This is a genomic window from Vibrio sp. TH_r3 (assembly GCF_033101115.1).
Taxonomy (GTDB): Bacteria; Pseudomonadota; Gammaproteobacteria; order Enterobacterales; family Vibrionaceae; genus Vibrio.
In genome coordinates, this window is sequence record NZ_JAWMPW010000010.1 from 61,453 (window position 1) to 86,354 (window position 24,902).

Sequence of the window (24,902 nt, forward strand, 5' to 3'; positions counted from 1 at the left end):
TAGGGTAATTATTTAATTAATCATTGAAGTAAATATGACTATGCGACAAGGATTACCTGTATTACTACTCGCGCTTTCTCCATGCTTCGTTTCTGCTACAACATTCGCTTTGGAAACCACAAGCTCGGCCAATATTCAGCAAGCTAGCGATGCACTTGAGTTAAAGCAAGCAGAAATGGATGCTTCTGCAGAACAGATCGCCAAACAAAAGTCTCTTATACAAACCGCTCAAACTAAACAATCAAGTTTAGAAAAATTGTCTGTGGTTTTAGACAATAAATTGAAGCAAAGTAAGAGTGCACTAGATAAAGATTACGCACGCATTGCAGACGAGCCTGAATTTGATATTAAACCTAGCCAAAAGATGTATCAAAATTCATGGGCCGAAGTGAAAAAAAATCAAAAAGAACGCTTAGAATCTCAGCAAAAAATTCAAGAGCTGTATGCAGATTTATCTTTGTTTGAAGCAGACCAAAAGCGTCTTGCTGTCGAATTAAACCAATTGTCAGAACAGAAAATTCGAGCTCGTATAGAGAAACTGAGAACCGAACTCAGTCAAGAGAAACAACTCACTGTTAGCTTTACCAATGTATGTAAAAACGACATGACGATTGCGCAATGTGCTGATAGAACACAAGATCTCGCGCTACAAAAAGCCGTAACCCAATATCAAGATAACCTTATAGCCAATGTCAGCGAACAAAACCTCGTTAAGCAAAATATAGAATCGGCTTCGTTAAACATACATGTGATAAACAAAAAAGCATCGAAAAGCAGTTTTGTGGAAGGAAATCGTTACCAAGCTATATTAGATGTCACTATGCAAGCGCGCCCTGCAACAAATACACCTTGTAAATTACTTGACGTCGCCTCTGCTTATTGTTTTGATGCAGGCCAACAACAAATGAGTCAACAAGAAGAAATTCAATGGGTAACGGTCACCGTTCGTTCAAATCAGTATGAGGATAAAGTAACAATAGATGGTGTTAGTTACGGAAGTACGCCTCTAGATCTAATGTTGCCTGTAGGTTCTCATCAAGTAACAATAGAAAAACAAGGATATCGTCCTTTTAAACGAGAATTAAATATTCGTGAAGATCACACTCTGCGAGCTAATCTGCAACAGGAGAGAAATATCGCTCACTCTGGTCAAAAATTCGCAGATAAGTTAAATAATCAATCCCAAGCTCCAGAAATGACCGTGATTGCTCCTGGTCAATATCAAATAAACCAAAATAGTTCTATTACGAACGGCATTATAGAAAGCAGTCAAGAAACAACAAAAATCAGACAAGTTACCATTAAAAAAGCATTTGCAATGTCGGTAACCCCTATCACGGTCTCACAGTTCAAGGCTTTTATTGATGCAACTCACTATAAAACCGACGCTGAACTTAAGAAGATTTGTATCGCAATAGAAGAGTCACAAGTTACACCTATAACTAATGGTTATTGGAGAAACCCTGGTTTTAAACAAGAAGTTAACTCACCCGTTGTATGTGTCAGTATGACAGATGCAATCGCCTACACTAATTGGCTGTCGAAACAAACAGGTCATACCTATAGGTTACCATCAGAAGCAGAGTGGCAAATTGCAGCACAAGCAGGTAACAAAAATGCCTACTGGTGGGGCAACACATTTGGATCAGGTAAAGCAAATACAGGATGGAGTGGAACTCAATGGTCTAATACCAGTACATCACCAGTAAAATCCTTCGCTCCAAACCGATTTGGCCTTTACGATGTTGTCGGTAACGTTTGGGAATGGACTAAACAACCTCAAGGTTCACAATCTAACCAAGAAATAAACGCGAACCAAGCTATCGCTAAAGGTGGCGCTTGGAGCTTTTCTCCTAATCAAGCAACCGCCCAGAGTAGACTATATCTTACGCCAAACACGTCAGCAAATTATCTAGGATTCAGGATACTACGTCAGCTTTAACACTATATCAAAAAAGAGCCCAGCTCTGAGTTTACGGCTACTACCTATTAAATCCTGCTCGAATAAGAGCGGGATTTAATGAGCCTAGGGGGCTAAACGTTCAACACGCCATAAAACATCATCATCTTGCACATTATTCTCTTTATTAAATAGAAACCTATCATGTAGACGATGTTCGCCTCCCTGCCAAAACTCAATACTATCTGGCACAATACGAAAACCACCCCAAAAGCTAGGAATAGGCACATCACCATTGGCAAATTTTTGTTTGAGCTCTAAATACTTTCCTTCCAGCATGCCTCTCGCAGACAAACGACTACTTTGTTTACTTGCCCATGCCGCTATTTGACTCTCTTTAGGACGTGAAGAAAAATACTTAATATTCTCTATAGTCGACAGCTTTACCGCGGTGCCAGTAACATGGACTTGCCTCTCTATAGTATGCCAAGGAAAGTGCAAACTAACTTTAGAGTTAACACCAATCTGATGAGCTTTCCTGCTAGCCAAATTGGTATAAAATACAAAACCATTATTATCGACATTTTTTAGCAATACTATGCGTTGAAACGGTTGACCATTTTCATCCACCGTCGCTACCGTCATTGCAGTAGGATCCGCTAACTCAGCACGTATAGCTTGTTCTAACCAATCATTAAACTGATCAATAGGGTTGTTTCGCAGATCGTTTCGACGCAACCCTCCTCTTAAATATTCACGACGAATATCGTCTAATTTCATGTTATTTCCTCATTTTTTTCAGATTCTGCGCTTATACTGGTCTGAAAACAAGAATCTTCTTTATAAGTCAACTATTCTATATCCAAACATCCATATATAAGAAGTTTGATGTATACATTGACAATGAACTTAAATTATTCAATATAGTTGGACTATTCGGTATTAATGTATAAGTACAGTTAGCCTACAAGTGTTATCACTTTTTTGTGAAAAGATAAACTGACGTTTAACATTCTACGCAACAGCTAACACAATCATTACTGATTAAGTCACAACATTGTGGCCAGAGTATTTCTAGGAAAGATAAATGAGCATTAAGAAGTTTGCAAAACTCAAAGATTCAGAATTAGACTATGTTGATGATAAAACTGCCGCTTTGCTTCTTAACACGCCAAATAGTGCCCGAATTCTGCTTTGGATAATAGTGCTATTTTTTATCGCTGCCATAACATGGGCTTCATGGGCACAAATAGATAAAGTAACGGTTGGTCAAGGAAAAGTCATCCCAAGTTCACAATTGCAAATAGTACAAAACTTAGAAGGTGGTTTAGTAAAAAGCTTACTCGTTCGAGAAGGCGATTTAGTCACCAAAGGCCAACAACTTATTCTAATAGATGACACTCGCTTTCGTTCTGACTACAGAGAAAGTGAACAACAAATCCTTAGTTTAACTGCGAATGTTCTACAACTTTCGGCCTCGATCAGTAGTGTTCTAATTGAAGAAGATTTCGACGAAAACAACTGGCAAGACAGCGTAAGAATAAGTTTCGATAAACTTACATTCCCTCCTACTTTCAGTTCAAATCAACCACTTTTGGTCGACAGACAATTAGCTGAATACCGCCAAGGTTTAGAGAACTTACAAAATAGACTTTCTGTTTTAAATCAACAAGTAAAGCAAAAAGAACAGGAATTAATTGAACAAAGAGCTAAAGAAAAAAGTTTAAGAACGAGCTATGAACTCGTCAAACGAGAAATCGATATAACCAAACCATTGGCTGACGAAGGGATCGTTCCAAAAATTGAGTTTCTAAAACTACAGCGTCAACTAAATGACAAAGAAAGCGAACTTACTTCTACAAGATTAAAAATTCCAAGTATCAACTCTGCAATACGAGAAGTGATGTTAGGCAGGATAGATGCGGCACTTAAATTTCGCTCGGAACAACAAGAGAAACTCAATCAAATACAAGATAAACTTTCTGCACTAAGTGAATCAACGGTTGGACTAGAAGATAAAGTGAATCGGACTGTGGTACTTTCCCCTGTCACTGGAACCGTCAAAAAAATATATGTTAATACTGTCGGTGGGGTTATTCAACCGGGTATGGACTTAATCGAAATCGTCCCGACAGAAGACGCATTATTAGTAGAAGCTAAAATTGCTCCACAAGATATCGCATTTTTAAGACCAGGATTACCGGCTATCGTCAAATTCAGCGCTTATAACTTTACCCGCTACGGCGGACTCGATGGCGTATTAGAACATATAAGCGCAGATACAATTCAAGATGAAGAAGGCAATAGTTTCTATTTAGTAAGAATACGAACCGATGAGCATAAATTCTTAAATAAAGCAGAGCTTCCGATTATACCGGGTATGACCACATCTGTAGATATTATTACCGGCAAACGGACAATTTTAAGTTATCTGTTAAACCCAATATTAACGGCCCAACAAACAGCATTACGAGAATAAGGAAATGCACTACATGTTGCTAATCTACTGGATCCATATACTTCAATGAAATCTTTTAGTATTTTATTGATAATAATGTCGTTTTCTATCGCTTCTTTTGCGCTCAATACAGTAGAGCAGCAATGGGTAGATGCAGTATCAAGAATATATGGTTCTCATGCGGCCAAACGTACCATGACTTGGAGAACGGAAATAGCGTCTCTGAAACAAGATTCAGAAATGCATAAGCTTGAACGTATTAACAAATTTTTCAATCAACTTAATTTCGTTAATGACATCGATTTGTGGGGGAAAAATGATTACTGGGCTACACCGCTTGAGTTCATAGGCAGTAATGCTGGAGATTGCGAAGATTTTACTATCGCTAAATATTTCTCACTATTAGAGCTCGGTGTTTCAGATACAAAATTGCGCTTAGTCTACGTCAAAGCGATCGAGTTAAATCAATTCCATATGGTATTGGCTTATTATGAGAAACCCAATTCAGTGCCGATAATACTCGACAATATTAACCCAGTAATTCTGCCAGCGACACAGCGCCCTGACTTATTACCGATATACAGTTTTAATGGTAAAAATCTCTGGCTTATGAAAGAAAAAGCCAGTGGAGAGTTAGCAGGAAATGCCTCGAGATTAAGTTTGTGGAATGACCTTCGTTCGCGAAATAAAAGCTTGAAACTAAATACACCAAAACGAAACTATAATGAGTAACCATCATGACATTACATAAACAACTTGTTGCCGGAATGCTGGCTGTTTTCTTGTTACTTGTTAGCTCTGTATTCGCAATAGAGTTCTCAACAACACGTAACTTTCTGATCCAACAACAACGTTCAGAGGTCAACAACACCATCAATACAGTGGGTCTTGCACTCGCGCCTTACCTAGAACAAAAAGACAAAGTTGCAGTGGAATCTGTTATTAATGCGCTATTTGATGGTAGCTCTTATTCAGTAGTAAAGCTTACCTTCCTTGATGACAATGAAGAAATTTTACGTACCTACCCTGTGACGGCTACCGACGTACCTAATTGGTTTATTAATATGAACCTTTTGTCAAAACTGGAAGATAAACGTGTAGTAACAAGTGGTTGGTTACAATTAGCGGAAATTGAAATTGTTAGTCATCCGGGAGAAGCGTACGTGCAACTCTGGGCAGCTCTAAAACACTTAGGCATTGTTTTTATATTCTCATTTACTTTCGGTATGCTGCTTATTTCTGCCATGTTGAAGAGAAGTCTACGACCTTTATTTCTTATTACCAAAAAAATGCAAGATATTGCTGAGAATAAATTCGGTGAACCACTTAAACAACCGAAAACGAAAGATCTGGTGCCAGTAGTCAATGGCATCAATTTAATGTCTAAGCAGGTAGAGCAAAGCTTTAAAACTCAAGCCCAAGAAGCTGAGAAATTAAGAGAACGAGCCTATATGGATCCTGTTTCCCAACTAGGTAACCGTTCATTCTTCATGGGACAACTCAACCAATGGCTGCAAGAATCCTCTCGAGGAGGTGTTGCTTTATTACGCGCAAAATTTATCAAAGATGCCTATGATGAATTTGGGTATGAAGCAGGTGATACTTTAATAAGAGAACTAGCAGACCACCTAAAACTGACAACAAACTCTTCAATTTCAATATTGGCTCGTATAAACACCGAAGAATTTGCTTTCATTTTCCCAAATATTGAAAAAGAAGATTTAGAAACAGTTGCCAATGATATTGTAGCCAATATTCAAAGTATGCGCCCAGATCCAACAGGCACAGCACCTATCGATATGGCATTAGGGTTAGTGTTCAGTGAAACGCAAAAATCTAGTACCGAAATATTATCTCTAGTAGATAATGCCCTATCACAAGCAATTGTTCACCCCGAACAAAGTTACGACATCGTTTCTGAAGACAATAAACAATCCTTGCTCGGTAAACTTCAATGGAAAGAACTGGTTGAAGAAGCGATTAATTCACGTAGCGTCGAATTTAAGTTTCAATCGGCCACTAATCATAACGGCACAACGTTCCATAAAGAAGTATTCTCATCGATTGAGAAAGATGGAGTACGTTACACCGCCAATCAATATCTATTCGCATTAGATCAACTCAATGCTGGTTATCTGTTCGACCAATTTGTTATTGAAGACATGATTCAAAAACTTAATGCGGGAGCAATTCAAGACACATTGGCTATCAATCTGACTGTCAGCAGTATATCCGAACCAAGCTTTATTCGCTGGCTCACCAAGTTACTGGCAAAACACCCTAAAGCAGCACCGAAGTTACACTTTGAGATTCCTGAAATTTGCTTTATTTCTCATCAACACCACACCGCGTTGCTTTGTCACGCTATCCGCAGCCGTGGATCAGATTTTGGTGTCGATAACTACGGCAGGCACTTCCATTCGTTAGATTATATCAACGAATTCAGACCCAACTACGTTAAACTAGATTATTTGTATACGCACCAAATCGAAGACGAAAAACAAGCTTACACGTTAACGTCAATATCTCGTGCAGCTCATAACCTAGGAATAAAAACCATAGCATCAAGGGTTGAAACTAAAGCTCAGCTCGATTTCTTGTCTAAACATTATATAGAAGCTTTCCAAGGTTTTATTGTAGACAAGTAATTAAATATATTTGAGGTCACGTTGAATGCAAGATCCACTTTTAAATTCATTAATTTACGTCAGTCGTTATTATGGCTTGTCTAATTCGCCCGATGCTCTTGTAAATGGTTTACCTTTATCTGATGGCCTACTCACTCCTTTTCTGTTCCCTAGAGCAGCGGAGCGAGCGGGCTTAATCGCTAAAGAAAATAGAACGCCACTGGATCAAATATCCAAACTCATACTACCTGCTATTTTACTTCTAGACGAAGGTAATTCATGTGTACTGATTAGCGTTAATGAAAAAGATGGCGACGCAGAAATCATCACATCTGATTCTGATATGATGCCCATATCGATCCCTGTGACTGAGCTTGAGCAGCAATATACAGGGCGATACTTTCTAATAAAAAAGCAATTTCGTTATGACCAACGTTCTCCTGAAATACTAAAAACAAGAGATGGCCACTGGTTTTGGGGAACCTTATTCGCCTCGAAACATATTTACAGAGATGTACTTATTGCCTCGATTTTGGTAAATGTATTTGCGATCGCAGCACCAATGTTTACTCGGCTTGTTTACGATAAAGTTGTACCAAATCTCGCTTTCGAATCTTTGTGGGTATTAGCATCCGGAATATTTGTAGTATTCCTATTTGATTTTGTCCTCAAGTCCCTTAGAAGTTATTTTATTGATGTAGCGGGAAAAAAATCGGATATTCTCATATCATCAAAGCTATACAGTAAAGTGATGGGCATTCGGATGGAGTCTCGACCGCCTTCCGTAGGGGCATTTGCCCGACACCTGCAAGAATTTGAGTCTATTCGAGAGTTTTTTACTTCCGCCACCATTACAGCCTTAATTGACTTACCTTTTGCTTTGTTATTTTTAATTGTAATTTGGTTACTTGCTGGAAACTTGGTGATTATTCCGATTATTGGGGTGCTAATTCTTATTATCCATTCCCTCCTAATTCAAGCTCCATTAAGAAAAAGTATCGAAGAAGGCTCTCGGCTAGCATCACAAAAGTACGCGAATTTAATTGAAAGTCTAGCCGGATTAGAATCAGTAAAATTATTCGGAGCAGAAAGCCAGTTCCAGTATCGCTGGGAAGAATCTGTTGCTCATATGGCAAACTGGAATATTAAAACTAAGCGTCTAACCGATACCATCCAAAATATGGCTGGCTTTGTGCAGCAATCCAGTAATATAGGTATGATCATTCTAGGTGTTTACTTAATAGCAGATGGTGAACTGACCATGGGCGGTTTAATAGCCGCAACCATGTTGAGTGGCAGAGCTATTGGCCCGCTAGTACAATTATCTTTACTTTCGACTCGTTATAACCAGGCAAAGTCATCAATGACGATTATCGAACAAGTCATGCAGATGCCTGATGAGCAGGAAGAGGGAAAACGTTATATTCACCGTCCTATTATCCAAGGTAAAATTGAATTAGACAGAGTAACCTTCAAGTACCCAGATTCAGAAATGGCGTCTATCCGTGATGTGAGTTTAACTATCCACCCTGGAGAGAAAGTTGCCATTATTGGCCGAATAGGCTCAGGAAAAACAACGTTAGAACGGCTAATAATGGGTCTTTACAAGCCGACAGAAGGCCATGTTCGCATTGACGACACCGATATAGCTCAGCTGCATCATGTTGACATAAGGCGTAATATAGGCTGTGTGCCACAAGAAAGTCTGCTGTTTTTCGGATCAATCAGAGATAATATTACCCTAGGGCAAACACTTGTCGATGATAGAGAAATCATGGACGCAGCGAACCGGGCTGGAGTAACGGTATTTACCCAACAAGATCCCGCAGGATTAGAAAGACAAGTTGGTGAAGGAGGGATGTTGCTTTCCGGAGGGCAAAGGCAGTCAGTGTCGATCGCCCGAGCACTATTAGGTCGACCACCCGTATTATTAATGGACGAGCCAACTAGTGCGATGGATAACCGCACAGAAATACGGATTAAAAACCAATTAGGTCAATTACGCAAAGACGAAACGCTTATCCTTATTACTCATAAGACAACCATGTTAGATATTGTAGACAGGGTCATCATTATGGAAAAAGGCGCGATTATCGCGGATGGCCCGAAACATAAAGTACTAAATGAGCTCAAACAAGGTAAAGTAAAAGCCACCGCTTAACCCGAGTAAAGTGTTATAGAGTATTTAACCGCATAGTGAATAATAAACTCTATAACACTTCAACTTTATTCGGTAATAGATATCACCCTCAAAGAGTGTGCATATGCGCTACTGGTAATATGAAAACCGAGAAATTTCTCACCCGCGGGTACAGTCCAGTAGTCAGATTGAATGTCTGATGTATCTGTGTTCTGCCCACAAGAAAAAATACTATTATCGTCATATTCAAGGACTATTTTTGAAATAGTCACATCAGCACTTTGATCGTATGTAAAATTTCCCCAGTCTACATCGACTCTTACTACATCAACCGCCGAAACAGTGTAAAAGGTACCTCCAGTACCACCGACAAGCCCTCCTTCAGGTGTCCCCATTGCATCAACAATAGAGCCACAGCGGAAACTGAGGTTTTGACTCGATCCTAGCAGGTAGTTGCCAGAGACATCTCCACTATCTTCCTCTCCAAATAATTGGCTAGATGTAGCAGCAAGTACTTCCAGTGATGCGGTATCGCTAAACAAGCTGCCGTTCGCATTTCCTAATACTGAAATCTCAACGTCTCCCGAAGTAACACCAAAAGACACACCATTGCCAGTATCTTGAGAGGAAATAACGGTAGCGGTGCTGATATCACTACTACTCCAACTTATCGCTCCATCGTTAGTCACATCGCGCGTACTGCTGTCTGAAAATGTTGCAGTAGCAGTAAATTGCTGTGATAAACCTATCGGAACTCTAGCCGATGTAGGCGTAATCTCTAAATCGGTTACGATTGCATCAACAACATTTAGAGTTGCCGCATCCGTAAACGTTTGGCCATTGGCATTACCAAAAGCGGTTATGGTAACAGTGCTAGAAGTTATACCTGTCGCAAGACCATTTCCTGATGATAACGCAGAAGCAATGGAGGCTATACTGCTATCACTACTGCTCCAGCTTAATGCCTCATCATTGGTGACATCTAGCGTACTACCATCCGAGAGTGTTGCGGTGGCAGTAAATTGCTGTGATAAGCCAACCGGTACTTCTGCATTTTCTGGTGTAACTTCGAGCGCAGTTACGGTTGCATCGACAACATTTAACGTTGCAACATCGGTAAACGTTTGACCATTTGCATTACCAGATGCCTTTACCGCAACCGAACCGGTTGATATGCCTGTAGCAAGTCCGTTATCCATTTCTAAAGTAGATGTTATCGTTGCCACACTATCGTCATTAACACTCCAGTTTACTGCACCATCATTAGTAACATCTAATGTATTCCCATTGGAAAAAGTGGCGATTGCGGTAAATTGTTGAGCTAAACCGATGGGAATTTCTGAACTTTCTGGTGAAATATCTAACGCAGTGACGACTGCGTCTATAACATCCAAATTGGCTACACCAGTAAACGTTTGACCATTAGCACTGCCTGACGCGCTAATTGTGATACTACCGGTTGATAATCCTGTAGCCAAGCCATTGCCGGTAAAACGCGAGGAAACAACCGACGCAATATCAGTATCGCTACTACTCCAAGTAACAACGCCATCATTGGTAACATTTAATGTTGAACCATCTGAAAATAGAGCCGTAGCAATAAATTGTTGAGATAAACCGACAGGCACTTCTGAATTTACAGGAGTCACTTGAAGTGACATTACTGTTGCATCGGTAATATCTAAACTCGCGTCATCAGTTAGCGTTTCACCATTAGCACTGCCTGATGCTGAAATTGTCACATTACCTACAGATTGACCTTTAGCCACACCACTACCATTAATAGTAGCGATATTTTCATTAGTAGAATGCCACGTTAATGCCGGATTATGGGTTACATCAATAACCCGACCATCAGATAGCAAAGCATTCGCTTGGTATTGTACGGAAAAACCCAATGGTGTTTGCTCTACTTTGGGAGTAACAATTAGCTCGACTGCATCCGCCGATAACTCAGAACTACTCAGTAAATTTTCATCACCATTATTACAGCCCAGTAAGATTGAGCATATCAGTAGAAAGAATCCATACTTCATCATTGTTGCCCCTCATTATTTTCTTCACTGGCTGGCACTTCAAATCGAATTTCTACGCGACGGTTTTCTTTACGTCCTTCAACTGTTTTATTATCTGCGACAGGTGAACCCTCGCCCTTTGCATTTATATTTAATCGCTGTTGCTCAATACCCATTCGTTTGAAATACTCTGAGATCGCAATGGCTCGTTGTTCTGATAATCTCTGGTTATACACTTTGGAACCAGAGCTATCCGTATAGCCGGTGATATAGATTAACCCATGAGAATAATGGGTTAATTTTTCAGCTAACGCAGTCAATTCGGGGGTATATTTAAGGTGATGTGAATCGATATCAAACAACCCATCAGAACCTAATATAATGGGCTTCGGAGTGGCTGTAGGTTTAACCAATTGAGATGAGGCAGGTCCGGAGTCTTCTAAAACAGTAGCGACTAACTCTGGCGGTGTTTTTTGGCCAAAACGATAAGTAAAACCAATCGAAGTAAAGTGTAAATCGGATTTTAGCGTATCGCTACCACCAATTCCGTCAATAAATTGGTACTCCGCTCTTAACGACCAATCTGGTGACAAAGAGTAATCCACACCAATAGAAGCCAACGCGTTCCAATTGCTATTATTTTGTTTGCCAGCCCAACTTGAAACTTTTTTTACATCTAAATATGATCCACCTAACCGGCTGAAGAGGGTAAATTCAGACGAGAGCGGATAAGAGAACTTCCCAGACAGTTCCTTACCATAAACATCCGCACTAACGGTTGCTAGATTATACGTAGCGTTCGGCTCACCATAATCGGTAATCCCTCCTTCAATAGCAAACCAATGATTGAACTGATAACCTATATAAAATCCTCCGCCTACCATGTCGTCATTACAATCGCTCGCATCATTACTACATGCGTCTTGGAAGAAACTCCAACCTAACCGACCACCAAGGTAGAAATGTGGATATTGGATATGTTCCAAATCATTAGGTTGTTTCTGGTTTATAGAGGGAGGTTCTGAACCTAAAACAGGAAGACAAAACAGCGAACAACAAAAAAGTGCTGAGTTTATAGTTTTCATAGTATTCCTTCACATAGAAAAACAAATTAGAAACTACTACCCATGAGTTAGGAAATAATTTGCCATAGTCACTACAACCAATTACCGACCTAAGGTTACAAAATTATTTCTCGTACAATCATAGAGCAAGTATCTATAAACTATAGGCTAATAACTTGGACTATGAATGAAATAAAGCGAAAAACTGAGCGGGTGACTCTATAAACTAATAGCTACGATAAAGACCCGTAAGGGCAGATGATTATTGACAAAATGATAGAGGGATAGACAGAATCTGTTACAGTCTATTTAAGACAAAGATAATGATAAGACAAACATCATAACGTGCAATTTAACTCGATCGATCTTGTTCAACCGCTTCTACCATCGTAGTACAATGAATCTTATATTGGTCAAAAGAAAACACACTAATACCTCGTTCTTCTTTAATTAATAACTGCTCCTCACCATAACGAATCGTCACTCGAGAAAAAACCTTGTCCGCAGACACCGTATTTTCTTGCAACAACCGCTGCAATTCACACTCAGCATTTTCAATTTTAGTTTTAGTTAGCTCCATTTGAGTGCTGTTTTGACTTTTAAGTAAGTGTATTTTTTTTAACTCATCTTCTAGCCGTTCCTCTTTTGGTTTTTTCATGTAATCCATTTCGTAGCGTATCGTGTCCATAGTTTTATCTTGAAGTGATTTATAGCGCTCTTTAAGCTCAGCTAATCCTTGTTTATACTTATTAAAGCGCACAAACACATGGACATCAGTTGCGGTATCCCCTTCAACGCCTAAATGGAAACACTTAATTTTGCCTCCTACTTTGGTAATTCCTCCACTCAATGTACCATGTTGTCCTAACTCATCTTTCACAGTAAGGTCACCTGTACACATAGTAGTTGAGTTCATACAGTGTAATTCTAAGTTAATATCTCCGTGAGCCTGTAAGAATGCAAACTGAGCATACTTTGACGTAATATTTCCATTAGTTTTGATAATACACGCTTTATCTTCCCCCTCATCTACCGCATGACCAATGATACCTTTACCAACAATAATATCCTCTTGCGCCTGCACATCCGCAGATTCAATAAAACCTCCGACCGTTACAGAACCCGTTGCTCTTACTATCATTCCAGGTTCTATATTACCTTCAACAACAACACTACCTTTAAATTTAATATGTCCAGTAGATACATCAACGTTTTTTAGTATTAGTGATGAATCAACATCAACGGTCGACTTTCGAATAATCGGAATACCCGATTGACTGGCGCGGAGTAGATTAGGATCATTATCATCAACATACGACCCTTTGCCAGCTTTGAGTAATTCGTCTTTACCTGCTTTAGGTTCAATTTCTACACCGAGTACCGTGTAGCCAGGCGTACCTTTTGTCGCAGGTTCTCGTTTTAGTATACTTTGCCCTTCTGCTACCGTAATTAACTCGCCAAGATCTCGCATGTCAACTTTATGGGTTTGGTTGTTATCTTCTTGAGGAGCCAATACGCGTTGGCTAATATCTGCAACCAACGGTGTGAAAATAACATCAACTCCGTTAATAGCTTGTACACCTTTTGCAACTGAAAGTTCCAAAGTTTCCCCTTTCGCAAGACCTTGACTAGCAGAAAGAACTTTTTTTAATGCAAGTTTATCAATTCCTTTGATGACATGAGCGTTGGCCAGCGCTTGCATAATATCAACACTACCAAGCGGTTTTCCACTGCAGGAACCTTCAACTATCATTGTGGCTAACATATCACTATCAGATAAAATAACGTTAACCGTTGCATCCTTTTTGTAAGCAACAACTACACCTTGATACGCCGATTTCTTTTTTTCACGTGCAGCTCGCACAAATTGACCGGCTGCCTCGTCATCAAAATAAAAATCACTGACTCCCAATTCTTGCAGCACGACATCTAACCCGTCAAGGCTGAATGTAGGCCCTAGCTGTTGGCCATGTGAGAGTTTAGCAATAACGTTATTCGAATTTTCAGATAATTGTATTAGTTCTTTCCACATTTATTTACAAAGCTCATTAATTGAGTAGAGGAAGTCTACCTTAGAGTATGAATCAATTTATGATATTTTGCTCAAAAATAGCTGTAAAATTATGTTTCATCTGTGAATTATGTCTGATACTCACAATTTACAGTGTAAATTGAGAGTATCAGCAAACAACTATAAGAGGCAAACATCGACCATAATTTACAGTGTAAATTTCAACATCTCTCCTACTTGTTGCTTAAAAAATTGTTCAGCAGCTTTTTGCCCTACTAAAGAATACAAACTAGCTATTTCTGACCAACTTTTTCTCTGCAACAATTTACTAATAACAACTGGAGGCACATAAGTTTCCGTCCAATATTGAAATAAGCACTGAGTTAACGCATGGGCTACATTCTCGTAGCAACTACCACCTAATATATAACTCTGAATCAACTTAAACTGATTATCAGTAATTGGAAAGTATGTAAGTTCACTAGATTTCAATAATTCAATAACCAGATCAGCAGGTAAATCACTAAAGGTTTCGGGGAGCATAGACACCAGATCGAGAGGAAATTGTTTTGCAACTTCCAGAACCCAATCATTACTATTAAGGCTATGTAGCATAACCAACGAATGCGTCCCACTTGCTGGCTCTAACCGACTACCAAGGCGTACAGGACTAAAATTGTTACTAGCCCAGAACTGAAAAAGCTCGCGAGTAAGACCAAAACTAGTAGAAATATAATCCGCCTTTATATCCGTTTGACGAATCAAATAACTGAGCATTTGGCTACCAATGCCGCTCCCCTGTAGCGGTTCTATTACTGCTATTCTCATCACTCTTAATGAACCAACCTCCGCCGCTTGAATAATACCTAATTGTCCAGCGATAAGTGCTGCGACCAAATGTCCTTTTGGGCGGCGTTTTCCTATTTGAATAGATTCAATCACATCCAACTCTAGCTTACCCTCTTGCTTTACAACCAGACAACCTACTATCTCTCCTTCAATCGTTGCGATAAACACATGAACAGATTCGTCATCTAAAATTTGTACCATATCATTTGGTGATGTTTGGTAATGTGCATTTACCAAAATCGAGAAAACCTTACGGAACAGCACTGAATTATTTAGCAACTCGCTCTTATTCACCAATCTAAAAGCCGCTTCACTAAAATGGCTAACAGGTTGTGAATCCACCGAATCACAATTAAGTAGGAAAGTATCAAAAATCCAAGTTTCTAAAGGATCGCCAACATTCCAACGTACTGGCTGGTGAATATGAAACGTTTTCCAATTAGGTCGGTTAAGATCCAACCATTTAAAGAATTTGACTTTAAAGCCTCTACCGCAACCTTCGTAGCCGTGTATGGTAGAAGAGAACACCGTACGATGATAGCGAGAAACAATATGGATCAACATAGAAACAGGAATCGCAGATGCTTCATCCACAAACAACAAATCACACTCTACATTGTCGCGCAATAGTTCATCAGGAGAAACAAATTGGATAAATGAGTTACCACTAACCAGAGTGTTATTAGACAAAGCTGTGATTGAGTGTAAGTTACTTTTTGCATGCAAGAAAACAGAATCAACTGACTTTCGCGATGGTGCTGTTAACAGAATTTTTGTAGTGCGCTCACTGATCAATTGTGCGGCGGCAATACCGAGAGCAGCGCTCTTTCCCCGACCTCTATCGGCGGTTAATACTAATGGCCGCTTTCTATGCCCCAACAAAACCTGTTTAATCAATGATACCGCTTGCTTTTGCTCAGCAAATGGCAACTGATTATCAACGCTCACCAATAAATGTGGCAAAGCAGGCAAAGCACCAGATTGAGTGATAACGATAGTATCGATTGAATGTCGCTCGACCCATTGATAAGAGTTGCAACAATTACCTGATAGTAAAAGAAAGAAAATACCTCCACGACACAATGCACCAGAAGCGGCAGTTAAACTGTTAGCATCAAAACCATTGCTGTCATCATAAATAAGGCAATCTATTTCTTGACCAAGCAGTAAGGATCCTTGCTTATAGGAGAGTTGTTTTACTTCCCCTATCTCTACACCACCTAATTTATAGCTTCGTTGAATGGCACTTTGAGTACAGTATTCACCAATAAGATCGGCTTGCCAGCGTTCACTTCCAATCAGTCTTACTAAATAACGAAACCCTTGGTCTTGGGCAATAGAACGTAAAGATAATAAATAAGATAGAGGAGTCTGCATGCATAAAAACCTAAGTAGATAGAGACCCTATTTTATCACAGACCAAAAAAAAAGCCGCTTTTGCGGCTTTATTCAAATATTAGTATCAATTAATTTTGCTTTCGATATAACTTAAAATTTCTTGCATTGCTTGATCATCAACACGTTTCAAATTAATAGCTAAGTTATTGCCATTACGAGTAAAGCTTGCACGCCCTTTTACAAACTCTTTCTTAACAACAGAATCCACTTTTTTCGGTGCCAACTCAGTAATCCAACTTTCTATATGCGCAGTTACATCTTTAGTTAAGCGAGCGATACCTTGGGATTCTTTTCGTTGCCAAGCAAAAACATCACCAGATTGACACTTTTCAAGTAAAGCAGCTCGGGATTCTTGGTCCAAATCATTAAATTGTTTATGAAGCTTAACAATAGTAGGTCTACCTAATTCACTCACATTAGGGTAAGCCTGCAATAACTCTAGCGGCAACGATGCTGCTTTAAGCGCACCACTAACCAATGATTCACTACATTGAAAAATTTCTGCTAACGTTTTCTGATCGCTTGCTTCGCCACTTTCCAATTTGTGCAACATCTCTTTACCTTTTTCATAAAGAGACAATGGCTTATGCGCGTTAGCAACATCAGAAAGAAATTTAGCTTGTTCGGGTCCGATAGAGTCAGCAACATAAACTAAGAAGTCTTTTTCTGCCAAAATACATGACATACGGCGACGACTACCGTCTAAAACTTCAATTTTACCGTCTTGGGCCCTACGCCCAACCGCAGGATATTGTTGACCTTTCACCTTTAATGTCACCATCACGTCAGACAACGCATGTTCATTTAAAAATGATTGTTCACGAGCATTTTGGGCAAAAACCGTGGTTCTGCTTTCAATTTCATTAGCCGGTATTTTAACTAATTGGAACTCTACTGCCTCTTGCCCAGCTACCGATAATTCAATAACCTGAGCTTTCTCTTTTGCCGCAGTTTGTGCTTCTTGGGGAGTTGTCGCGCGGCGCTTGTTTGCTTTACCAAATAATTTCGCGTTTAACTCAGAAGTTTTTATGGCCATTTTAATTTACTCCTGATTCAATGAATTCCAATGACTATGTAATACGCGCTCAAGTTCTAATGATGCTTTTTGAATCGCATCTTGAGCAGTATGAAGCGTTTTCTTACCACCTTCAAACTCACCTACAGTAAGATCAAATACCGTGCTATAAGTATCCGCACAAGTTTCAAACGCTCGACTTCGCGGAATAGTTGCCATCATAACTTGATCATTCAATAGATAATTCATTTCGGTCAAAACTGACACTTGTTTTTTATTATCGTCCTCAAACATGGTCGGCATTAAACGTACGAATTCAAGCCCTTTCCACTCTTTAGGAAACATTTCATAAACCGTAGGAAGATGCTGAAAGAAGTTCACCGTCGACGCCCAATCAAGTCGTTTTGCTGCACATGGAATCAATAACGCGTTGGAAGCGTACATTGCATTCCAAACCAGTGGATCAACATGAGGGCCTGTATCAATCATGACAATATCAAAATCATCAGCGATCTTATCAATCAACTTTTCTTTTAATAAACAAACGATATCAAGAGACTGATTTTGCGATAAATGTTGCCATGCTTCAGCGTTGAACATCGCATCTTCAGGAAACGCAGAAATAGTCTTCAAATTTGGATATTGAGTCGGCAATAGCACATTTTTATTTAAAAAGTCTCTATCAACTTCAACATCATCAGGTACATTATCCAACATAATATCGACTGCAGAATAGATATTTTCATGTTGATCAACACTAATCTGTGGGTTTAAGAACAACCTAAGTGAACCTTGAGGATCTAAATCTATTAAACAAATACGATATCTTTTATCCAAATTCAATGCTAAACAAGCTGCCAGGTGTACTGCTGTCATGGATTTACCAGTACCACCTTTTTGGTTCTGGACATTAATAACCCAAGGTTTTCTAGTGACATGACTATCTTTACCAAGCTTTCGCTCATGAAACATCGGTCTACCGGCTGCATCCATCAGCATATGAGCTTCTGCAAGCGAAATAGAATAGTGATTAGCATTATTTTTAGTAAATTGGTGGCCTTTAGCTTCAAGCTTATTAATCGCATCGTCTAACTTTCTTCTAGTTAAACCTGATCGTGTTTCCATCAATGCTTTTGACATTGCAGGAAAATGCTCATCACTTCGCTCTTCCAATACTATCTCTATACGGTCAGCTTGAACTTGTTTGGTTTGCTCAGCTAAGCGATAAAGGTTTTCTATTGTTTGCTCTCTTTTCATTTCAAATGATCCGTACAGAAAGGTATGCGCAATATTGTACATAAAATTAGCATGAAAACAATAAATAGCTGAACATACATTTCAGAGTATACAATAAAATAATTGACTGACATTAGGTTAAAAGGTTAATTAGCTCTTATATTAAGAACAAATATTACCTTACAAATTATCATCGTAAACAAGATAACTAACCAAAATATTTTCTAGATTTAAATTGTTACAATGTCACTTATTTACAGTGTAAAAAGTACACTACTGGAACGATATATAAAAACTCATAAACTACGGTATTTGTATTTTTCATACTATACTGAGGTGTTACTCATCACTATGTTTAATGTAAATTCTGCTAGGAACGATGATCAAGGATAACTCTTGATCATCGTTTCGACCAATAAATGAGTATACGGACAAATGATCAAGGTAAAAAGAGAGTAGAACAACGGTTATAATAACTATAAATAGTCCGATCCAAATACGGATCAATGATCAAGTGTAAGTATCTGTTCGGAACGATATAACTTACGGCGCCAATTACGGTAGATGCTTATTGGATAGTAGCTATAAACACAACACCTAACTATTTCCAGCTCAAATAATAACCTTACAGAAAAATGCAAAAACACGCTATTACCTTGATCATCGTTTCATTAACGTCATAAATGCAACGTATATCAAAACTAACTTCAACGACCACACAACGGTGGGGTACATTGAAAATAAAGTCGAACGATTAATAGTAAAACTTTACCATGATCATCTTTCCGTTAGTAAAATTGGCAGTATAAAGACCAATTTTCATGAATAAATAGAGAACAGAGGTAGTAGGTTGTGGATAACCTGTATTAAAATGATGATCATTAATCCGAGAACTAATTGATCATCGTTTCATAACACCTATGATCATCGTTTCGACATCATAGTGATCAACCTTCCGAATAAAGCATGATCATGTTTCAGTATAATCCATGATCATGCTTCTGAAAGACATTCTAATTTAGTACTTAATAAACAGTATCTTGCGAAAAAACAACGCCATAGATCATTAGATCACTTAATCAATATAGATCAGTTTAATCACTAAGATCAGTTAATAAAATAACAATAAATAACACTTTATTTATTTAATGTTTTTCTTTATTCTTGTGGAACTATTACAATATTACGGATAATGATAAGTGAACTCCAAACATAGAGCAGATGAAAAGATCCTCATCAAATTACCGCGATCTCATAAAGATGGGCATTTATTTGCTGTATCAGAAAACGCAGTAGACTGGATCGAACAATATCAGCATTTTAAAGGAGTCACTAAAAGTATAGTTGAACTGCTAAATTTAATATCATTACGTAGTTTTTCTAGTAAAGATGGTTACGTATCAACAACAGAAATAGTTGAAGCTACCGATAGACATCTAACCAGAGCTGCCATTCAACAGCGTTTACGTGCCGCTGTGAATATAGGCCTATTTGAACAAATTCCAGTCAAATTTGAAGAAGGGTTAGCTGGAAAAACTATGCTGCACAAATTTGTTAATCCAAGCCAATTAGTATCGGTACTGGGTGCAACTAGCCTAATGACTGAGAGTGCTAAACAGACTGAAAAACAAAAACGATCTAAAGCACTAGCACAAACTCAAGTAAACAAAAGGTTATTAAATGAATATGGCTTACAAACTCCACCAACACTAAAAGATGAAGCGGATCAATTTGTTGTATCGCCAGCAAACTGGGCAGGAATTATAGATCAAGCACTCGCTCCACCAAGAACTCGTAAAAATTATCAAAAAGCAATGGTATCGATTTCAGGATCAAGGGCAATTATTGAAACAAGATCGTCTAAAAATATCATGACAGTTGATGACCTAATGACTCTATTTGCATTATTCACGTTAACCGTACAATACCATGAACATCATCAAGCTGAATATCAACTTAATATCAAACAAGCTCCTAATAAAACACCACTCTACATTACCGATATATTGTCGATGCGTGGCAAAAAAGATAGTGGCCCAGCAAGAGATTCAATTAGGGAAAGCATCGACCGAATTGAATACACCGATTTTCAGTTGCACGAGTTAGCAGGCCGTTGGTTAAGTGAAAATATGCCTGAAGGGTTTAAAAGTGATCGTTTTCGATTCTTAGCTAGAACCATTACAGCTTCAGAAGAAGCGCCATCTGAAGATGCTGCTGGAGAAATACGAATAAAACCAAACCTTTATATTTTAGTGTGGGAACCTTCATTTTATGAGGAGCTGTTGACTAAAGATTACTTCTTTTTATTCCCACCAGAAATTCTTAAACAACATACATTAGTATTCCAATTGTATTCATATTTCAGAAGCAGAATGTCACGCCGATATACCGATAGTATGCTGTTAAGTGATTTAAATCAGAAACTTGCAAGAAATATAGAATGGCGAAGATTTTCATCTGAATTAATTAGAGAACTTAAAAAACTCAGCAAAGATCACGCTGGTGATCAACATTTTTTTGTTAATTTATGGGGATACCATCTAGCTATCTCGCAAACCGAAACAAAAAGTAAAATTTCTGATTATCTTATTGATATTAAATGTGATGTTGAAGAAGTATTACGTTTTTCTCGCGCTAGAACCACTAATGCGGGCAAAAGAAATATGGCTCCTACGTTACCGAATCCGCTTAGAAATGAAATGGTATCTAGAGAAAAATTAGAAGAGTTATCCGAAATTATCGATGGTGAATTTGAACCTATACGACGTCATGAACGTAAATCGAAAGGTAAATTGGGTCGTCGTGTCAAGCTTCGTAAACACCTCGTTGAAATTAACGCCGATGAATTAACAATAACCTTATCTAAATATACCTCTCCTGAGGCGCTAGAACGCAGTATAACAGCTTTATCCGCAATGACAGGGCATTCACCTTCTTCTATTAAAACTGAGTGTGACGAGCTAATGGAGAAGTTAGACTGGTTGAGAGTAGGAGATGAAGTTGTAAGCTATGAAACGCTAAGTAAAACAATAGAACTCTATAACTCTCAAACGTCATCAAGGCATTTGTCCATAGAAAAATTAATTTCGGCCTTAGCGGTTAGAAAAAAAGTATGCAAATCTATTTATGAAAGTCATTTTAACGACGATGTATTTCGTGCATTAGACGAAGTCGCTATTGGAGTCTGAGCGATTTTGACTCAGTATTGACATTATTCTGACAGGGATAATAACTGTGGGACTATAATTTAGTTGAATAGACAACCTTTTAACCTTTCTAATCCAATTATAGATCGGTTCATATAACATAAGTTTTAGCGAGTTTTGCAACTCGCTATTTTTTTATCTGTCATTCTTCTACTTGGCTCTTTTATTCCCTTGATCATCGTTCCACTTTTATGCGATTAATTGAGTGTTTTTTACTATTATCACTTGACGTCTATTAGGCAAATCGATAAAAGAATTTTTGATGGAAAGTACGGCAATCTTACCTTTATTTATAAAATTGACAGTATGCTCATAGGAAAAACAACTATACTTTAATATGAACGTAGGTTGAGTTTGCAAGGCTCTATACTCGGTGGGTTTTGTCGTAAATAGAAATCAATTTTTTTGGGTAATCTTACAAGAATAAATGCGAAAAAATGGATAAGCAAAGACATAGTGATAGAAAAATCAATTCAATGTTATAACCCTGTAGTAGGTCACATTCTTAGATTATTTTTCTTAACAACGATTATGACATTTGCTAAATATCCAGTGTCTACGGACACAGTTTTAATCGGAGGTTTTAATGTCTATTAATTCTATAGATCATGATGAAATGGCAAACATTGCATCCAATTGGGACTTTAAGGAAGAAGGTGCCAAGCAATCGAAAAAACAGCTTAAATCAGCTGAAGCTCGTCGTCGTATAGAAATGATGCGCGAGATTCGTGAAAGCGGTTTAACCTTAGAAGAAGCAGAGGAGTTAGGTTTACTTCATTGATTGTGTCCTGAATGCATATTCCCCAAGGGCGGCCATTGTGCCGCCTTAATTTGTTCTTTGGTCGATTTTCAGTATTCACTCGTTTCCACTCACTGTGCTATATTGCTGCACCATACAAAAAACGCTACCGAGATATATAATGCCGATTAATTTGTCTTTACTTGCTGCGGATGAAAAAAATAAGATTGAAATTGATAAGCAAGCCTCATACTTAGTTTGGCAACTTAAGCACGCCAAAGTCGGTGTGGTTGACATAACTGCACAGCGAGATAAGTTTAAAACACAAGATGAAAAGATATGGTTTGAGCAATCGGTAGAAAAATACAAACATATTATGGGTGTAGCGTAGTCTTTTGATTCTAAGCAAATTGAATTGAGTTCATATTTTGTTAAGATTCATTTAATAAATTGAAGCAGAGAGAAGATCCCAATGGGAAGAAGTTTTGAAGTGCGCAAAGCCTCAATGGCTAAAACACAAGGCGCAAAAATTAAAGTTTATTCGAAATACGGAAAAGAGTTGTACATGGCTGCCAAAAGTGGTGGTGCTGATCCCGATATGAATTTATCTTTAAAACATCTGATCGCTAAAGCAAAAAAAGATCAGGTACCTGCGCATGTTATCGACAAAGCTATTGATAAAGCGACGGGTGGTGGTGGTGAGGATTACCAACCAGCGCGTTACGAAGGGTTTGCTCCCGGTGGCGCGAGTGTCATCGTTGATTGCTTAACGGATAACGGTAACCGTACTTTCCAAGATGTTCGTCAATGTTTCGTGAAAACTGGTGCTAAAATTGGCAGCCCAGGTACGACTGCACATATGTTTGATCATCAAGCTGTATTTCAGTTTAAAGGTGATGATGAAGAAGTCTTTTTAGAAGCACTTATCATGCAGGATGTCGACGTGACTGATATTGAGTCCGAAGATGGCGTTATCACGGTATTCGCACCTCATACTGAATTTTTTAAAGTGAAAACAGCGTTAAATACTGACTTTCCGGATTTGACTATTGATGTTGAAGAGATAACGTTTGTGCCGCAAACCAACACTCCTGTTACCGGTGAAGATGTGGAAAAATTCCAGAAATTTTTGGACATGCTTGATGATTGTGATGATGTTCAACAGGTTTATCACAATGCAGAATTAGATGCAGATTAGAAAAGATGATGTGTTAGATTTAATACCGAATGTAATCTTAATATCATACATATCGATAAAAAACTGAGCATTGCTCAGTTTTTTTGTGCCTTGTCGAATTATAATAATTAATCCACACGATTACGATTAATTGGGCGATAAATTACAAAATAGTAAGGGAATATTATGAGGGTAAGTTTTCTTGGATTAGGTGTCATGGGATTTCCAATGGCAGGGCATCTACAAAACTCAGGATTTGATGTTACAGTATTTAATCGAACCACAGCAAAAGCTCAGCAATGGGCAGAGCAATACGGTGGTCATTTTAAGTCAACCGTTGCAGAAGCCGTTGATGACGCTGATATCGTTATCACTTGTGTTGGTAACGATGATGATGTTCGTAGTGTGGTAACTTGCGAGGGTGGGGCGCTATCGTCTATGAAAAAAGGCAGTGTATTAATTGATCACACTACCACCTCAGCTACGTTAGCACAGGAGTTATTAGAAGCCAGCCTGAGCAAGGGTATTGAATTTATGGACGCACCTGTCTCTGGTGGTCAAGCAGGCGCGGAGAATGGTATTTTAACCATTATGTGTGGTGGTAGTATCAATCTATTTGAACGTATCCAGCCAGTTTTCAATGCTTATGGTAAATCATCGGTCTTGATGGGAGAAGTTGGCCAAGGTCAGCGAGCTAAAATGGTTAATCAGATATGTATAGCTGGAGTACTAAACGGGCTTTCAGAAGGCTTATTATTAGCTCAACAATCTGGATTAGATATACCAACGTTGGTGGATTGTTTAAAAAATGGTGCAGCAGGGTCATGGCAGATGGAAAATCGTGCGACGACTATGGCAGAAAATTCCTTTGATTTTGGCTTTGCACTAGACTGGATGATCAAAGATTTAGGCTTTTGTTTAGAAGAAGCTCAAAAACAAGGTTTAACTTTACCATTAACTAGCGAAACATTTACTCACTACCAAGCACTTTCTGCTGAAGGTATGGGTCGATTAGATACCTCTGCCTTAATTAAAGCGATAGAAAAACAATCGGCTTAACTTATCTA

The 24,902-nt window shown here is 38.5% G+C and carries 17 protein-coding genes; 10 read left to right on the top strand and 7 right to left on the bottom strand.

Annotation, left to right across the window (positions count from 1 at the left end; genetic code table 11):
• Nucleotides 1-40 precede the first annotated feature (40 nt).
• Nucleotides 41-1,942 carry an SUMF1/EgtB/PvdO family nonheme iron enzyme gene (locus R3X26_RS10615; protein ID WP_317717323.1) on the top strand — a complete coding sequence of 634 codons (1,902 nt, stop codon included), beginning with the start codon at nt 41-43 and terminating at the stop codon, nt 1,940-1,942.
• 84 nt (nt 1,943-2,026) lie between these two features.
• Here R3X26_RS10615 and pdxH read toward each other — a convergent pair whose 3' ends face one another.
• Complete coding sequence (pdxH, locus tag R3X26_RS10620) at nt 2,027-2,680, bottom strand: pyridoxamine 5'-phosphate oxidase (RefSeq protein WP_317717286.1); 654 nt, start codon at nt 2,678-2,680, stop codon at nt 2,027-2,029.
• Between the two features lie 307 nt (nt 2,681-2,987).
• Between pdxH and R3X26_RS10625 the strand changes: the two genes are divergently transcribed.
• The 4 genes from R3X26_RS10625 to R3X26_RS10640 are packed head-to-tail and all read left to right on the top strand — an operon-like array spanning nt 2,988 to nt 9,146.
• Entirely contained in the window at nt 2,988-4,379 is a 1,392-nt protein-coding gene (locus tag R3X26_RS10625) for an HlyD family type I secretion periplasmic adaptor subunit (RefSeq protein WP_317717287.1), read from the top strand.
• A 45-nt stretch (nt 4,380-4,424) separates the two neighbouring features.
• Entirely contained in the window at nt 4,425-5,090 is a 666-nt protein-coding gene (locus tag R3X26_RS10630; RefSeq protein ID WP_317717288.1) for a transglutaminase-like cysteine peptidase, read from the top strand.
• A 5-nt stretch (nt 5,091-5,095) separates the two neighbouring features.
• Nucleotides 5,096-7,006 carry an EAL domain-containing protein gene (locus R3X26_RS10635; protein ID WP_317717289.1) on the top strand — a complete coding sequence of 637 codons (1,911 nt, stop codon included), beginning with the start codon at nt 5,096-5,098 and terminating at the stop codon, nt 7,004-7,006.
• A 25-nt stretch (nt 7,007-7,031) separates the two neighbouring features.
• Nucleotides 7,032-9,146 (top strand): type I secretion system permease/ATPase, encoded by a 2,115-nt coding sequence (locus R3X26_RS10640; protein WP_317717290.1) that lies wholly within the window; start codon nt 7,032-7,034, stop codon nt 9,144-9,146.
• A gap of 65 nt (nt 9,147-9,211) precedes the next feature.
• Here the strand turns inward: R3X26_RS10640 and R3X26_RS10645 are convergent, their stop codons facing one another.
• The 6 genes from R3X26_RS10645 to R3X26_RS10670 form a co-directional block, all read right to left on the bottom strand.
• The gene (locus R3X26_RS10645) at nt 9,212-11,164 is read right to left on the bottom strand and encodes an Ig-like domain-containing protein (RefSeq protein WP_317717291.1); all 1,953 of its coding nucleotides are present in this window, start codon (nt 11,162-11,164) and stop codon (nt 9,212-9,214) included.
• Entirely contained in the window at nt 11,161-12,225 is a 1,065-nt protein-coding gene (locus R3X26_RS10650) for an OmpA family protein (protein WP_317717292.1), read from the bottom strand. The genes R3X26_RS10645 and R3X26_RS10650 overlap by 4 nt, the downstream gene beginning before the upstream one ends.
• A gap of 331 nt (nt 12,226-12,556) precedes the next feature.
• Entirely contained in the window at nt 12,557-14,236 is a 1,680-nt protein-coding gene (locus R3X26_RS10655) for a FapA family protein (protein ID WP_317717293.1), read from the bottom strand.
• A gap of 186 nt (nt 14,237-14,422) precedes the next feature.
• Nucleotides 14,423-16,441, bottom strand: coding sequence for a GNAT family N-acetyltransferase (locus tag R3X26_RS10660; RefSeq protein ID WP_317717294.1), 2,019 nt, complete (start codon nt 16,439-16,441; stop codon nt 14,423-14,425).
• A gap of 85 nt (nt 16,442-16,526) precedes the next feature.
• Nucleotides 16,527-17,498: a ParB/RepB/Spo0J family partition protein gene (locus R3X26_RS10665; protein ID WP_317717295.1), complete on the bottom strand. Its 972-nt coding sequence runs from the start codon at nt 17,496-17,498 to the stop codon at nt 16,527-16,529.
• Nucleotides 17,499-17,504: 6 nt separating this feature from the next.
• Nucleotides 17,505-18,734, bottom strand: coding sequence for a ParA family protein (locus tag R3X26_RS10670; RefSeq protein WP_317717296.1), 1,230 nt, complete (start codon nt 18,732-18,734; stop codon nt 17,505-17,507).
• A gap of 1,178 nt (nt 18,735-19,912) precedes the next feature.
• Between R3X26_RS10670 and R3X26_RS10675 the strand changes: the two genes are divergently transcribed.
• From R3X26_RS10675 to R3X26_RS10695, 5 genes are all read left to right on the top strand, one after another.
• Nucleotides 19,913-21,901 (top strand): replication initiator protein RctB domain-containing protein, encoded by a 1,989-nt coding sequence (locus tag R3X26_RS10675; RefSeq protein ID WP_317717297.1) that lies wholly within the window; start codon nt 19,913-19,915, stop codon nt 21,899-21,901.
• A gap of 604 nt (nt 21,902-22,505) precedes the next feature.
• On the top strand, nt 22,506-22,700 hold the full coding sequence (locus R3X26_RS10680) for a PA3496 family putative envelope integrity protein (RefSeq protein WP_317717298.1): 195 nt from the start codon (nt 22,506-22,508) through the stop codon (nt 22,698-22,700).
• A gap of 139 nt (nt 22,701-22,839) precedes the next feature.
• Nucleotides 22,840-23,049, top strand: a complete 210-nt coding sequence (locus R3X26_RS10685; RefSeq protein ID WP_317717299.1) for a DUF3283 family protein — start codon at nt 22,840-22,842, stop codon at nt 23,047-23,049.
• An 81-nt stretch (nt 23,050-23,130) separates the two neighbouring features.
• Entirely contained in the window at nt 23,131-23,856 is a 726-nt protein-coding gene (locus tag R3X26_RS10690; protein WP_317717300.1) for a YebC/PmpR family DNA-binding transcriptional regulator, read from the top strand.
• 165 nt (nt 23,857-24,021) lie between these two features.
• Nucleotides 24,022-24,894, top strand: a complete 873-nt coding sequence (locus tag R3X26_RS10695) for an NAD(P)-dependent oxidoreductase (protein WP_317717301.1) — start codon at nt 24,022-24,024, stop codon at nt 24,892-24,894.
• The last annotated feature ends 8 nt before the right edge of the window (nt 24,895-24,902 follow it).

Bases quoted from the DNA above. Each gene is read 5' to 3' on its own strand.
- R3X26_RS10615 (WP_317717323.1), top strand. From the start codon at position 41: ATGCGACAAGGATTACCTGTATTACTACTCGCGCTTTCTCCATGCTTC.
- pdxH (WP_317717286.1), bottom strand. From the start codon at position 2,680: ATGAAATTAGACGATATTCGTCGTGAATATTTAAGAGGAGGGTTGCGT.
- R3X26_RS10625 (WP_317717287.1), top strand. From the start codon at position 2,988: ATGAGCATTAAGAAGTTTGCAAAACTCAAAGATTCAGAATTAGACTAT.
- R3X26_RS10630 (WP_317717288.1), top strand. From the start codon at position 4,425: ATGAAATCTTTTAGTATTTTATTGATAATAATGTCGTTTTCTATCGCT.
- R3X26_RS10635 (WP_317717289.1), top strand. From the start codon at position 5,096: ATGACATTACATAAACAACTTGTTGCCGGAATGCTGGCTGTTTTCTTG.
- R3X26_RS10640 (WP_317717290.1), top strand. From the start codon at position 7,032: ATGCAAGATCCACTTTTAAATTCATTAATTTACGTCAGTCGTTATTAT.
- R3X26_RS10645 (WP_317717291.1), bottom strand. From the start codon at position 11,164: ATGATGAAGTATGGATTCTTTCTACTGATATGCTCAATCTTACTGGGC.
- R3X26_RS10650 (WP_317717292.1), bottom strand. From the start codon at position 12,225: ATGAAAACTATAAACTCAGCACTTTTTTGTTGTTCGCTGTTTTGTCTT.
- R3X26_RS10655 (WP_317717293.1), bottom strand. From the start codon at position 14,236: ATGTGGAAAGAACTAATACAATTATCTGAAAATTCGAATAACGTTATT.
- R3X26_RS10660 (WP_317717294.1), bottom strand. From the start codon at position 16,441: ATGCAGACTCCTCTATCTTATTTATTATCTTTACGTTCTATTGCCCAA.
- R3X26_RS10665 (WP_317717295.1), bottom strand. From the start codon at position 17,498: ATGGCCATAAAAACTTCTGAGTTAAACGCGAAATTATTTGGTAAAGCA.
- R3X26_RS10670 (WP_317717296.1), bottom strand. From the start codon at position 18,734: ATGAAAAGAGAGCAAACAATAGAAAACCTTTATCGCTTAGCTGAGCAA.
- R3X26_RS10680 (WP_317717298.1), top strand. From the start codon at position 22,506: ATGTCTATTAATTCTATAGATCATGATGAAATGGCAAACATTGCATCC.
- R3X26_RS10685 (WP_317717299.1), top strand. From the start codon at position 22,840: ATGCCGATTAATTTGTCTTTACTTGCTGCGGATGAAAAAAATAAGATT.
- R3X26_RS10690 (WP_317717300.1), top strand. From the start codon at position 23,131: ATGGGAAGAAGTTTTGAAGTGCGCAAAGCCTCAATGGCTAAAACACAA.
- R3X26_RS10695 (WP_317717301.1), top strand. From the start codon at position 24,022: ATGAGGGTAAGTTTTCTTGGATTAGGTGTCATGGGATTTCCAATGGCA.